At 58.5% G+C, this 13,147-nt stretch carries 14 protein-coding genes and 1 pseudogene; 5 read left to right on the forward strand and 10 right to left on the reverse strand.

Annotated features, from left to right (window positions below; genetic code table 11):
* Nucleotides 1-172: 172 nt before the first annotated feature.
* From phnE to phnC, 3 genes are read right to left on the reverse strand one after another with little or no spacing between them, the layout of a single operon-like run.
* Nucleotides 173-997, reverse strand: a complete 825-nt coding sequence (gene phnE / locus DW2_RS13255; RefSeq protein ID WP_009573551.1) for a phosphonate ABC transporter, permease protein PhnE — start codon at nt 995-997, stop codon at nt 173-175.
* A gap of 24 nt (nt 998-1,021) precedes the next feature.
* Nucleotides 1,022-1,897 carry a phosphate/phosphite/phosphonate ABC transporter substrate-binding protein gene (gene phnD, locus DW2_RS13260; protein ID WP_009573550.1) on the reverse strand — a complete coding sequence of 292 codons (876 nt, stop codon included), beginning with the start codon at nt 1,895-1,897 and terminating at the stop codon, nt 1,022-1,024.
* 23 nt (nt 1,898-1,920) lie between these two features.
* The gene (phnC, locus tag DW2_RS13265; protein ID WP_231886304.1) at nt 1,921-2,688 is read right to left on the reverse strand and encodes a phosphonate ABC transporter ATP-binding protein; all 768 of its coding nucleotides are present in this window, start codon (nt 2,686-2,688) and stop codon (nt 1,921-1,923) included.
* A gap of 133 nt (nt 2,689-2,821) precedes the next feature.
* Here phnC and DW2_RS13270 point away from each other — a divergent pair, with 133 nt between their 5' ends.
* Nucleotides 2,822-3,817 (forward strand): NAD(P)-dependent oxidoreductase, encoded by a 996-nt coding sequence (locus tag DW2_RS13270; RefSeq protein WP_038147407.1) that lies wholly within the window; start codon nt 2,822-2,824, stop codon nt 3,815-3,817.
* Nucleotides 3,814-4,680, forward strand: coding sequence for a LysR family transcriptional regulator (locus DW2_RS13275; protein ID WP_009573532.1), 867 nt, complete (start codon nt 3,814-3,816; stop codon nt 4,678-4,680). Before DW2_RS13270 ends, DW2_RS13275 begins: the two co-directional genes overlap by 4 nt.
* 98 nt (nt 4,681-4,778) lie before the next feature.
* On the opposite strand, the pseudogene DW2_RS19420 reads toward DW2_RS13275, so the two are convergent.
* Nucleotides 4,779-4,958 (reverse strand): annotated as a pseudogene (locus DW2_RS19420) (DDE-type integrase/transposase/recombinase); the annotation flags it as partial.
* Between the two features lie 249 nt (nt 4,959-5,207).
* Between DW2_RS19420 and DW2_RS13280 the strand changes: the two are divergent.
* The 3 genes from DW2_RS13280 to DW2_RS13290 are packed head-to-tail and all read left to right on the forward strand — an operon-like array spanning nt 5,208 to nt 7,340.
* The gene (locus tag DW2_RS13280) at nt 5,208-5,441 is read left to right on the forward strand and encodes a hypothetical protein (protein ID WP_009573530.1); all 234 of its coding nucleotides are present in this window, start codon (nt 5,208-5,210) and stop codon (nt 5,439-5,441) included.
* A 17-nt stretch (nt 5,442-5,458) separates the two neighbouring features.
* The gene (locus DW2_RS13285; RefSeq protein ID WP_238321333.1) at nt 5,459-6,808 is read left to right on the forward strand and encodes a Mu transposase C-terminal domain-containing protein; all 1,350 of its coding nucleotides are present in this window, start codon (nt 5,459-5,461) and stop codon (nt 6,806-6,808) included.
* Between the two features lie 16 nt (nt 6,809-6,824).
* Entirely contained in the window at nt 6,825-7,340 is a 516-nt protein-coding gene (locus DW2_RS13290) for a TniB family NTP-binding protein (RefSeq protein ID WP_238321334.1), read from the forward strand.
* Here DW2_RS13290 and DW2_RS13295 read toward each other — a convergent pair.
* From DW2_RS13295 to DW2_RS13320, 6 genes are all read right to left on the reverse strand, one after another.
* The gene (locus tag DW2_RS13295) at nt 7,337-8,128 is read right to left on the reverse strand and encodes a TniQ family protein (RefSeq protein ID WP_038147409.1); all 792 of its coding nucleotides are present in this window, start codon (nt 8,126-8,128) and stop codon (nt 7,337-7,339) included. The genes DW2_RS13290 and DW2_RS13295 overlap by 4 nt on opposite strands.
* Entirely contained in the window at nt 8,125-9,006 is an 882-nt protein-coding gene (locus DW2_RS13300; protein ID WP_038147410.1) for a TniB family NTP-binding protein, read from the reverse strand. The genes DW2_RS13295 and DW2_RS13300 overlap by 4 nt, the downstream gene beginning before the upstream one ends.
* 1 nt (nt 9,007) lies before the next feature.
* Complete coding sequence (locus DW2_RS13305; protein WP_156102976.1) at nt 9,008-10,642, reverse strand: Mu transposase C-terminal domain-containing protein; 1,635 nt, start codon at nt 10,640-10,642, stop codon at nt 9,008-9,010.
* Nucleotides 10,643-11,052: 410 nt separating this feature from the next.
* Nucleotides 11,053-11,331: a SpoIIAA family protein gene (locus DW2_RS13310; protein WP_234988885.1), complete on the reverse strand. Its 279-nt coding sequence runs from the start codon at nt 11,329-11,331 to the stop codon at nt 11,053-11,055.
* 55 nt (nt 11,332-11,386) lie between these two features.
* Complete coding sequence (locus DW2_RS13315) at nt 11,387-12,352, reverse strand: cation diffusion facilitator family transporter (RefSeq protein ID WP_010138164.1); 966 nt, start codon at nt 12,350-12,352, stop codon at nt 11,387-11,389.
* Entirely contained in the window at nt 12,342-13,097 is a 756-nt protein-coding gene (locus DW2_RS13320) for a transglutaminase-like domain-containing protein (RefSeq protein WP_026155634.1), read from the reverse strand. The genes DW2_RS13315 and DW2_RS13320 overlap by 11 nt, the downstream gene beginning before the upstream one ends.
* Nucleotides 13,098-13,147 lie beyond the last annotated feature (50 nt).

Genomic DNA, 13,147 nt, shown 5'->3' on the forward strand with positions numbered 1-13,147 from the left:
AACCGCATGACCCGCCTCGGTCATGCGGTCTTCAAACGTGCCGCATAGTCGTTCGGGGAAAGGGGCGCCTGCACCCATATTTTGACCCATGCAACAAGCTGGCATGAAAGAAAACTGAACCGTTGAGGTGATGGCTCATTGTTCGAGCAAATCACCTTGGCATCTGCTTAAATCACCGGAACTTCGCACGGAGCATATTGCTGAGTATATCCACAACGGTCACACAGGCGAGGATGACCAGCAAAACCGCTGACACCTGTGGGTAGTCCAGAAGGCGGAGCGAGCCGACGAGCTCAGTGCCGATACCGCCTGCACCAACCATACCCATGACGGTCGAGGCTCGAAAATTATATTCCCAGCGATACATGCTCACATCTGCGAATTGCGGAAAGACTTGAGGCAGGACGCCATGCAGGATGACTTGCATTGACGTGGCTCCTGACGCCTCGGTCGCTTCAATCGGTGCAGGATGCGCGTGCTCGATGGCCTCCGCAAAGAATTTTCCGACCATTCCAACCGAATGGAGGCCAAGGGCCAAAACACCAGGCAACATGCCAAACCCTACAGCTGCAACGAAAATTATACCCATGATCAATTCTGGGATCGAGCGAAGCGTATTCAGGACGACCCGCGAGACTTGGTAGATAACCTTGTTGGGCGATGTGTTCCGTGCGGCCAAGAAGCCCAGTGGCAAAGAGAGAGCGACCGCCAGCGCCGTGCCGGCGATAGACATAGCCAGCGTCTCGACAAGGGGTCCTACCCAGTCGCGCCAACGGCCGAAATCCGGCGGGAACATCTCAGTGCCGAGGATACCGATAGCCGGCAAGCCGCTGGTCAACCGGCTCCGATCTAGCATCCCGGTCATCCATAGCGATACAATGACGATCGCGGCGACTACGGCGATTTGAAGGAGCAGCTTTCGCCGCCCCTTGCTGTCCTCGGCCAGCACATCTTCAGCGTTGGTCAGCGCAGGCTGGGCAGTCAAGAGGCGGGTCATGGCGGTCTCCTAGTTCGGGCATTCTCAGTCGGCTTGCAGGTTCTTGCGGATGTCACGGATGATGTCGTAGTCGGCATCCGTGATTGCTGCGAACCCGTCGGCCTTGAACGGCGTCAGGACTGCATCGCCCGCGTCGGTCCCTGGCTCCAGCGTCAGGAAGGCGTCCTTGATTGAGTCTTCAAGCGCCTCGGTCATGTCGGTGCGCATAACCCAAGGATATTGTGGGATATCGGCGGAGTAACCGATGACAATCAGCTTCGATGCATCAACCGACCCCTTGGCCAGCAGGCTCTCGTAGATCGGACGGCTCAGACCGCCGACAGCGGCATTGCCCAGCTCGACGTTGCGCGCCACCGCGTCGTGCGCGCCCGTGAAGTTCTGGGTATAGTCATCGCCCTCCGTCACGCCTTCGAGCATCATCGTGTATTTCGGCGCGAAGTGGCTCGAGGTGGATGCCTGATCGCCAAAAGCCACATCGATGCCCGACCCTTCGATATCGTCGATCGAGTCGATACCGCTTTCGACATTGGCAATGAGGACAGACTGGTAGGTGGTGCTTCCATCCGTCACGCGCGCGGCGAACGGCTCGATGTCCAGATCGCCATCCGCCATCTTGGCCTTGGCGATGGTGTAGGAGGCCGGCCCAAAATACGCGACATCCACGCGGCCAAAGCGCATCGCCTCGATCATCGAAGAGTAATCGGTCGTGACGATCAGTTCGATATCCTTGCCGAGCTTCTCTTCAAGATACGCGGCCAGCGGCTTGTTATCCTGGATCACGGTCGAGGCGTTTTCATCAGGAAGCAGCGCGACGCGCAAAGTGTCCGGATCATAATCGCCTGCTGCGAATGCGGCTGTTGAGGCCAGCAGCATGGCGGTGAGAGTTGCGATATTCTTCATGGCAGTCTCCAAGAGTTGAAAGATCAGTTGGTCGTATCGGCCGGCGCGCCGTAGATGCGCGACAGCGCGGCGTTATCCAGTGCCGAGGGCGGTCCGTCAAAAACGATGTCACCATCACAGAGGCCGATGATGCGATCGGCATAGGCCTTGGCAAAATCGAGTTGGTGAAGGCTGACAATGACGGGAATTCGGTCTTCGCGGCATACGTCGCGGAGGATTTTCATCACCCGGTCCGAAGATGCTGGATCGAGCGATGCGATAGGCTCGTCCGCGAGGATCAGCTTTGGCTCCTGCGTGAGCGCGCGCGCAATGCCGACGCGCTGCTGCTGGCCACCCGAAAGGCTGTCACAGCGTGTCAGCGCCTTGTCAAAGAGGCCCACGCGGCTGAGAGATTCCAGCGCAAGGTGTTTCTCGGCGCGCGAAAAGCCTGCCAAACTGCTCCAGACAGAATGGCGACCGAGACGCGCCATGAGGACATTGCGCAGAGTGCTCAGGCGGCCGATCAGTTGGTGCTGCTGAAAGATCATGGCGGTGTCGCGCCGATGAAACCGGATATCGCGGCGCGACTTCAACTGCTGGCCCGCCGATGTCACGATATGTCCTGCGCTTGGCTGGGTCAGCAGGTTGAGAGTGCGAAGAAGCGTAGACTTACCGGCGCCCGACGGACCAAGAAGGACGGTCACTTCCCCGTCCATGAATTGGCAGGTGGTCTTATTGAGTGCGCGTGTGCCGTTCGGGTACACGACTTCGACATCGTCGACGCTCAGAATATCACGTCCCATAATACTCATTGACCCATCCATCGCACCGATTCTCCTTCTGTTAGTTCTTTGATACGCAATATATATGACAGTTTTATTACATATTGCGATATATGTTCCTTGCTGTTAGTGATTGGAAAATCGCAGCTAAGGATGTTGGATAATGGTCAAAATTGTAGTGCCCAACTGGATCGAAGATGAGACGCTGGCACGCCTTTCAGCGCACGGGGATGTCGTGACCAGCGAGGGGCGCGATCCACTCGCCGACGACGAATTGCGTGCGGCTTGCGCGGATGCATCGGCGTTGATGGCCTTCATGACCGAGTGCGTCGACCGCCCATTTCTGGACGCCTGCCCCAAATTGAAGATTATTGCCGGCGCATTGAAAGGCTTCGATAATCTTGATCAGCGGGCCTGCACAGATGCCAGGGTGCTGTTGACCTATGTTCCGAACCTTTTGACCGAGCCGACGGCCGAGTTGGCCATTGGCCTCAGCATTGCGCTCGCACGGAACATGCGTGCGGGAGACGCGCATCTACGGTCAGGAACGTTCGCCGGGTGGCGGCCCAATTTTTATGGTGGCAGCCTGCAAGGCGCGACCGTGGGCATCATCGGCGGCGGTGCAGTGGGCCGCGAGACAATGCGGCTCCTTTCGGGTTTTCGAGGCCGGCGCATCTACTTCGACGAAAATCGCCTCGACCCCACGACGGAAAAAGCTCTCGATGCGCAGTACGCTCCGCTCGATGATCTCACCCGCCTGTCTGACTTCATCATCCTTGCGCTGCCATTGACGGACCAGACCAAGCACATCGTGAATGTATCTTTTCTAGCAGCGATGAAACAAGGGGCTTATCTGGTCAATCCCGCGCGCGGATCGTTGGTGGATGAGGCCGCCGTCGTGGAGGCGCTGAACACAGGCCGCCTTGCCGGCTATGCCGCGGACACGTTCGAGATGGAGGATTGGCATCGCCCGGATCGGCCAAGGCAAGTTCATCCAGCGCTCCTCGCCTGTGACCAAACGGTTCTGACACCGCATATCGGATCGGCAGTCAGCGAGGTGCGCCGCCAGATTGCAGCCGAGGCCGCCGATGAGATCATCGCCTTTCTTTCTGGCAAGCGGCCGCGCCACGCCGTCAATCCCGAGGTGCTCGAGACGTGAACCCGACTGTTCTCAAAAGCTTCGTCGCGCTGGCCGAACTCGGCAGCTTCCAGACTGCCGCCGTCCGGATCGGCATCGCGCAGCCTACCCTGTCGCAACATATCAAGAAATTGGAGGAGGACTTAGGCGCGCCCTTGATCCAGCGCAGCCATAGCGGCAGCCGCCTGACCGACGCCGGGCTGCGACTCCTGCCACATGCACAGCAGATTCTTACATCCACTCAAAGGGCACAGGCCGCCGTTTTATCCGAGTCGCTCAAGATCGGGTGCAGCGGCAACATCGCATCATACTTCATGCCGGATGCGCTGGCATCCTTTCTCAAACAGACATCATCGCAGATGCGATGGGAGGTCATCTCAGCCCCAAACCCTCGCGTTGCGCAGATGTTGCTGGCCGAAGAGATCGACATCGCCGCGATGGAGTGGCCAATTTCCCACCCCGCCGTAACGGTGGCTCCTTGGCTCAGCGATGAAATGATCGTCATCCTGCCAAGCGATCATCCACTTGCCACGCGCGAAGAGATCAGCTTTGCCGAACTCAAGACGCTCAAGATGCTGGGCGGCGAGCGCGGCAGCGGGACCGGCACCCTTCTGACAGAAGCACTAGGGCCCCAAGCAGAAGATGTCGACACCATCGGCAATGTGGGCTCGACCGAGGCAGTTAAGCGCAGCGTGGCCGCCGGTCTGGGCGCGTCCATCGTGCTGGAGACGGCGGTGCGAGGCGAAATTGCTTCGGGCTCGCTGGCACGAGCAAGGCTCGAAGGAATGCCTTTGAGAAAGCAGTTTTTCATCGCGCAAATCACATCAAGCGCCGAGACCGGCCCAGCGGCCCGGCTTTTCAAGTTTCTACTTGAGTCCGACTGACGACCCTACCCGGATAGATTGGATCGACGCGCTAGTCACAGAGGGGGTTCCGTCGCAAAGTTCAGTGTGGCCAAGAAAGACGCTTCCTCGGTTGCGCGTCACGCGGCAAGACTGGCATAGATCTCGAAGGGGCAACCACTTCCCAACTCTCCTTTCCTGATCATGTGTGCCGTTTCTATACCGTCCAAAGTTGCAGTTGCTGATCTGAATGACTTGAAGCCCAACATCGGCCTGATCCGCCGTTTTACGCCTCGGTGATCCTGCTCAACGATGTTGTTATCCGGCATGAATGATCTCGGCACCCCAATCGGAGGTTTATAATACCTCGATGTGGGTTAGAATTGACCCACCGGGATTGGGGTGTTGGGAGCACGAATGGCGGGCAGGCCGAAGTATCTCATGAGCTGAGAGCTCGAGTTGTTATCTGGCCGCCCCTTCGACTTGCCCGGTTGCGCTGCGAGCGCGGATCCGTAGTTGTCGTGTGGCCCGCTGGCTCCCTTGTTTTTGAACATTGAAAGGAGCCAATCATGAAGATCATTGCCCTCGATGTGCATCGTACCTTCGCACAAGTGGCGATCCTGGAGAACGGCAAGATCAGGGATGCCGGTCGCCTGGAGCTTGAGCGCGAGCATATCCTGAAATTTGCAAAGCGGCTAAATGTGGAGGACGAGATCGTTCTGGAAGCGACGGTCAACACAAAAGCCATCGTGCGACTGCTAAACCGAGGATCAACCCCGCAGTCGAGAACATCATCGCGGTGACCCTGCGGGAGATGTGGTTGCGCCCGGAGCAGCCGGACCTTGCACCGATCGTTGAAGAGATCCGCACCCGCTGCGCAGAGGAAGGGCACACTCCGCCCGCCTATGTCACTGTCGCCCGGCGCATTCCCATCCTGTTCACCCCGGAAGAAATTGCCCGCCGCCGCCTGTCGGATAGTAAACACCTGCACCGGCTGAAGCCGCGACCGGGCTACATCCGGGCTAACCACGCGCTCGACGTTGTCCAGATCGATCACACGCCGGCAGACATCCAGTTTGTCGAGGTTATTGATGACCACGGTGTCTTAGTCGGGCGGCCATACCTGACCATCGCTGCCGATGTGGCGACGAGCGCGATCATCGGCTTCTGCCTGACCCTCGAGCGGCCGTCGCGACTGTCTGTGGCACTTTGTCTGGCGCACGCGATGTGCTGCAAGATTGACTGGCTGGCAGAACGCAGTATCGATCATGCTTGGCCGATGCACGGTCGCCCAAAGCAGATCGTCGTCGATTCCGCCAAGGAATTCCAAAGCAGCACCTTCAGCAGAGGATGCGCGGACTATGGCATTTCCATTCGCATGCGGAACAAGGGCACCGTGCATCGGGGCGGAGTCGTCGAACGCCTGCTGGGGAAAGTGAACACGGCGCTGCGGGCTTTGCCGGGCAAGACGGGGCGTTCCATCGCGGATCGGGGCGACTATGCCTCGGAAGCGCGGGCACGGCTCAGCTTCGCGGATCTTGAACGCTGCATCGCGCTCGCGATCATCGACCACAACCTGAGCCAGAATGCGCGCAAGCTGACCGTTCCGGAGAAGGAGTGGGAAGATCGGTTCCAGCCGAAAGACCAGCCGATCGATGCACCTGTCGATGTGCTGCTGAATTTCCTGCCGCGCAAGACGCGAAAAATTTCACCTCAAGGCATCACTCTCTTCGCCATCGACTATTTCGAGCCCTGGCTGGGCCCGCTGGTCGCGCGTCGTGACCGGCTGGAGCCGCTGGATCTGTGCTATGATCCTCGCGACATCAGCCATGTCTACGTCAAGGATCCGGATACCCATGCCTGGCGGCCGGTCAGGCGACGGGACGGACTGGCCGAGCCGATCACGCTCTGGCAGCACCAGGCGGATCGACAGAGGCGGCGCGAAATCCAGCGGCGCCCTGTGCAGGAGGCATCAGCGATCCGACGCGAAATCGCCGCAACTGTTGCCGCCGCCAAAACCCCCAAAAGCCGTTTGAAGGAGATGACCCGCGCCCGGCATGCCACCGAGGCAAAGAAGCCTTATGCCGACTTCGCTGCGCCTTCCGCCTCGGCCCAGGCAAAGCTCGACCCGGATCGTCCGCGGCGCGTCTTCCCGGTCGAGGATTGGTAAGGTGCCGGACCACCTCATGTCCGCCACCGTCCCACTCTTGCAGGCCGATGACGCAGTGCGGATCGCCCATGTGCGCGCGCCGCGCTGGATCAGCCATCCGGCGGCCGGCGCGGCGCATGACGCGATGCGACTGCTGCTCGAGCGACCGCGATCCCTGCGCCCACGCGGTTTGCTGCTTGCCGGTCCCTACCACAACGGCAAGACCATGATCGCCGAACGCTTCGCCGTCGAACATCTGCGTGCCGCCGACCAACAAAAGGTGTGGGTGATCCAGACCCGGGAAGGTGCAGGGCTGTCGCATTTCTATGCCAGCATCCTGTCCGGATTGCGCGCACCACAAGCCGCTGGCTGGCGCAGCCTGTCCCGCGCCGGCGATCAGGTCGATCATCTTCTCGAGCGCCTGAAGCCGCGCCTTTTGATATTCGACGAGTTCCACAGCGCGTTGCGCGGGCGGCGCCAGGATGTGAAGGCCATTGTCGCGTTGCCCTTTAATCTGAGACGCGACGCGTTTGGCGACAATTTTTGCCCTTAATTGTGAGATACGGCTGTCATGGGGCCCCTGTTTCTCGCGCACCTTTGCGCGATGTGATCAACCGCGGCAAGCAATCGAGGCTCCTTCTCGAAGGCGCGCAAGAGAGCAACCCTTGCATAGTCGTCGATGCTTTTGCTGACGATGGCTGCCTTAGCCAAGGGATGAGATCGAGCGGCGGCGATTGCGGCGAGGCAGAACAGCCTAACTTCCGATCTGGGGTTCTGGACAGCGAACGACGGATCCCCGCGGAAGGTTTTGAGTGACATGGCAAAGGTGACTGCGCGCATTGCGCGCCGAAGTTGCTTGGGGCCGCGCGAGCGCGCGGCGCACTCAAGCATCTCTGCCCCGCGGCGCGCTCGGTATATCAGTTTTCCAGATATTTGTTCCTCACGGAGTTTGCCAAGGGTCTGCACAAGTCTCGTCCCGCAAACTTGGCAGTCAAATGCCCAGGCCCGCCTCCAATGCCTGAGCGAAAGACCCTCTCTGGCGCATTGCATGCAATGCTGGAATGGCATCTGAGCCGTCAGCGAGGCTTCTCGTGGCGTCATTGCCGGAAAGGTCAAAGATCGAACAACATCTGGGTTAACCCGTGCGGCGTTGGCAATCTTCGCCGCCGCAGCCGCGTCGACGTTGAAGTCCAAGGCGGTGCCATGCGCGGTATCGATTCTGAGATGAGCCAGTAGTTCCGCATCATCACAGTAGTTGGCCGCCGCCAGCCGAGACAACCAACCTGACAACAACTCGTCTGGCAGCGGCGCGACAGTCTTGGGCAGCGGGTGCGGCTTCACACCCGGGACTTCTGGAGCCGCCGATGGGGGTTCGCATGGCGCGACCAAACCGGCGTCCATTTTGCGATTGCGTCATCGGTGATGCATTCCTCGCCTGTGATAATGGCGTCGATGGAAAGATCCTTGACCAGAGCGAAGATGCGCGAGGTCACCCCACCGGTCAGTGCCAAGACCTGCTTGAGAGATTTGACCTTCAGGTTGGACTTCTTTTCCAGTGGCATGGCAGCAATAAGGGTCTGGATCATGTCCGAGAACTCGGCATCGTCGCGCCAGTTTGGCAGATGATGTTCGTCCAGCCGTCGGGCAAGCTGGATATCACCGCGAATAGCATCGACGGCCTCGCTGACCCCAAGGCAGACCAGTGACACCTCGAGTTCATTGCTGAGATACCGCAGGACATTGAGAAATCGGCGCTGTTCGCGGTGGGTCCCGGCCAAGAGATTGTGGACCTCGTCGATCATGATCATCCGCAGGCCAAGGTCGCGTAAGAGCGCGATGACACGGACTTCGAGGGAAGCCACATTTTGAGCGCGGGCGCTAAGAGCCGTCGCCGGGGCGCCGACGGCGGCCAGGATGTGCAGGTAAAACCGCCGTTCATCAGGTGCGGGCGGCGCTTGCAACAGCAGAAGCGGTGTGCGGGTGATGCCCGACGCCGGATCGTATTCTGGTGCGTACTTGCGCGACAGGTTTCGGGCAATCATCGTCTTTCCGATCCCGGAGGCGCCATGCACAAGAAGCCCAGGCATACGGGTTTGTCGTGGCGCTTCGATCATGCCCTGCAAGCGGTCCAACACCTGTTCCGCCCGAGGAAAGCCGATCCAGATATCCGATTGAATGAGGGCGATCCGGCCGTCTTCTTCAGTTGTCCCTGCCCTCAATTCACCATCTCTCCACCTTGAACAATGGGCGCGATGTATCACCCGTATCGATCGGGCGCAGCCCTTCGGTTGTCGAGACGGCCGAGTTCGTGCCCTTCAATGTCCCTTTTCTTTCACGGGTTCTGCGTTCGGCCTTCGTCAGGCCCCGGCTTTCAGCTTCGATCTGGCGTTGCTGTCGGATCAGCTCAGCCAGCACCAGCTCATTAGACCCGGACTTGCCAAGGGCACGGGCCTTCCTCATCGCTTCGCGATATTCCCAGAGCGAGACGGGCGGAATTTCCAGGTTTCTGTACCGCGCCTCAACATACCGGCCATCGTCCAGTTCGACCCAGATCATTGAGATATCGCGAGGATCGTAGCGAACGACCACCTTTCCATCCCCGCGCCCAATGTGGCCTGCAAGGGCATCGGACCAGTACCTTATCTGGAACAGATGGATGCCGTCACGCCTGATCTTGCGCAGTTCACTCGGCAGGAAGCTCACCTGAAAGGCTTCCATCTCGAAGGGGATGTCGCCTGTCATTTGCTCTGAGAGCGCCTCCCATTTGGCAACGGGCGTGCAGCCAAGACTTGAATGAATGCTGTTGTTGTAACGGCAGATTTCCAGAGCAAACCAGCGATCGAATTCGCTCAACGTCATCGTGGCCTTGCTTTCGGCGTCATAGTCGCCCTTTGCCGCGATCGAGGATTGCGTTGTTCCCGGCAACAGGTGAACGGCCCCCATCATGGTGCCGATCAACCGTTCGATGTGACCACCGAAGTGAGGACTTGCTGGCGGTCGATAGACCAGATCGATCCCCCAATCCGCACAGGCCGACCGAAAGGCGCGCGACCGGAAATCGCGACCGTTATCGACGTGGATGCTGTGCGGTTTGCCCTGTGCCGGCCAAGGAACATCGCACGCCAATTCCGCAAGAAGTTCCTCCTTGAGGGCCACCGCCTGTGTCAGGCAAAGCGCCACTGACAGACGCGAAGGTGCCTCGAGAGAGGTGTAATATCCGGTCACCATCCGCGTTGCGACGTCGATCGCCAGCGTGACCCAAGGCCGCCCAATTGGTTTGCGTTCAAAGCCGTCGACAAGAATGATGTCCGCCGGTGTATGATCAATTTGGACGATCTCCAGTGGCATACTGGCCTTGTTCTCACCTGTGACCGGCGCAAATTTCTGGCGGGCCGCCTTTGCGCCCTCTCGTGCCTTCGCAACTTCGCGGGCATCCATCGCATCCAGACGACGCTGAACCGTTCGCCGTGTCGGCGGTTGCAAGCCCTCCTGCCAGCAAGCGCTGCGGATTTCTGTCACGACGCGCGACAAGCTCGAACGCTCCCGGCGCAAGAAATAGCGGCGAAGGTGCTCCTCGATTACCGCTTCGACTTTGCTGGATATTAACATCGTCCCGGTCGGGCGGCCCCGTTTCCGCGGAGCCAGAGCGCTGGTGCGCCCACCCTCTTCCGCCAACCGTTTTATCCAACGCCAGACCGTCGCCCTGCTGACACCAAGCTCCCAAACGGCGTCATTGATGCCACGTTCCAGGCTGCCAGTCCCATTGAGATATGCCTGAACAAGAGGGCGCAGCACCGCGGCCCTGCGCGCCTCTTCAGCACCAACAGCAACGCAGTCTTCGCCATCACCATCCATCGATATTTGCCGCAAATGTCTGTGAACCCTGTCTCAGGTTTAAGGGCAAAAATATCAGAATTAAAGGCAAAATCTCATATTTAAGGGCAAAGCTCAGCCGTTGATTTCGTTGGATTTCCCATCTCACAATTAAGGGCTACGCGACAGGAGTCCAGCATACATACGATATTATACTATCGCAACACCAAGTATAAAGACGCATAATGAAGTTTATGTTAAATTTCGAAGAATTCAGCGCGTAGGGACTTATTATGCAGCCTAAAGTCGACATCAAACTGCATCGGATTGTTTCATCCGAGCAGACAAATGTTGCTGACTACATTTAGATCGTTCCGTTCCTCCATTAATCGTGAAGCATCTGATGTGATGTCAATTTCCAGGCCAGAGTCCTTTTCTTGCAGAATCGCTGGCTACCCGTCACGCGCCCACGCAATTGCGGACTCGGTATCGCTGGATTCGAACCACTGCATCTCGGAGCCCGTCAATAGGTTGACCACCCGTGCGCCCCATTCCATCCATCTGCGTTCTCCGACAACCGCTATGCGACCGAAATCGTTCGCGTGGGCGGTGTCGACCTTCAGATCTTCTAGCATCGCCGAAGGCTCTTCGTAGCCCTCGAAACTTGTAAGGTCGAGAACCAGACCCGGATTATCGGTTGTTCCAAGACGCTCATGAAGCAGCGCGTGCATTTACTTGAATTCTGTCTCCGTCAACTTGCCTTCGCAGACGAGCCCGATGACATCATCACGCTCGGTCAGCGTTTCCTTGAACATTGGTCTTCTCCTTTTCACTTGCGTTGCCGTGACCGTAGAGATCGGCGTTCTGATGAGCGCGATCCTCGTGCTCGAATTCGAGGCTGGAATGGCTGATGCCGAATTCTTCCTTCAGCCGCTCCTTGATCGCGCTCTTGATCTCTTCGATCTTCGACCATCCCTCGGCTGCCACGACGACATGACAGTCGAGCGCAGCCTCGTGCTCTTGCATTTGCCAGAGATGGACGTGGTGGACGTCGGCGACGCCTTCGACTTTCCGCATCGCTTCGACGACGGCCTCGTTGTCGATGTCCGGCGGGCTCCCGAGCATCAGGGTTCGGATTGGGCCGCCTATTTCAGTGAAAGACAGATACAGGATGTAGGTCGCGATGCCGATGGTGATGGCAGGATCGACCCAACGCATGTCGTAAAGGATGATCAGCGACCCAGCGACGATAACCGCGACCGAAGCAAGCGCATCCGAAAGGTTGTGGAGAAAAAGCGCACGGATGTTCACGCTCCCCTTCTGCATCGAATAGGTCAGCATTGCGGTCAGCGTGTCGACCACAAGCGCGATTCCACCGAGAATGACGACGGTCCACCCCATGACTTCGGGTGGATCAATCATGCGCATGCCACCTTCGTAGATCAGATAGAAGCCGATCACGATGAGGGTGGTGTAGTTGATCAGGGCCGCGACGATTTCGACCCGGCCATAGCCGAAGGTCATGCGCTCATCGGCCGGGCGGCGCGCGATCTTGCGTGCGGCAAAGGCAATGACAAGCGAGGCCATATCGGAAAAGTTGTGCAGCGCATCGGCGATCAGTGCCAGGCTGCCCGACAATATGCCCCCGACGATTTGCGCAACGGTAAGAAGCCCGTTCGCCCAGATCGCGATGGCAACCCGCCGATCGCCAGAATCCGGATCGATATGCGCGTGCCCGTGGTCATGTGGCATTGGCAGGCTCCTCATGCGCGTGTGTCGCGCGTCGGTCAGTCTTGAGGCGGTCGCTGCGGAAACCACGAACGCGCGCATTCATCCAGTGGCGTATGATATGACGGTAAAGGGCACCACGCAGCCATCCAAAGGATTGCTCATGGGAAAAATAGAAGGCGTCCGGCGTATCAAACACGCCGAAATCCTGCACGATGCCGGTTTTCTGAATGTAGGTATCTTCTCCGTTCCAGGCGACGGGAGGCGCGCCAAGGCAATCCGTGCCCGCGCCATAACCGCAGAGACTTTCTGTGTCCGAGAATGACGTTTGCAGGACATCGAGGAAAGCGTCATCCAGGATGAAGCCTTCAAGGTTGATCCAGGCACCTTGAAATTCGATCTCGACCCATGAGTGGAGAATTTCCTGCGGAGCAAGCGGATACACCAGCTCAGGGACAACACCGCGCTGCAAGCCTTTGTGGATCGTAAACCCATGCAACCGGCAACGAATGCCGACACCACGCAGCAGCGCCATCAAGAGCGTGCTTTTGGTATTGCACTGCCCATAGCCGTCGGAAAGCACTTCGGATGCGGGGATGTCGTCAGCTCGATTGTATCCGAACGCGATTTCATTCCGAACGAAATCATAGGCAGCTCCGATCCGATCGTATTCGGATAAGCCGCGCCAGCTGCGGTTCTCAATTAGACGCGCAAGAGGCGCGGCATCAAAATCCAGTAGTTTGGTGGGTACAAGTAGGGGGTCGATCATCTGCAACGGGTCGCTCCTCGAATCGTCTTGGAACAAGACTAATTGCTATA

Source organism: Thioclava atlantica (assembly GCF_000737065.1).
GTDB lineage: Bacteria > Pseudomonadota > Alphaproteobacteria > Rhodobacterales > Rhodobacteraceae > Thioclava > Thioclava atlantica.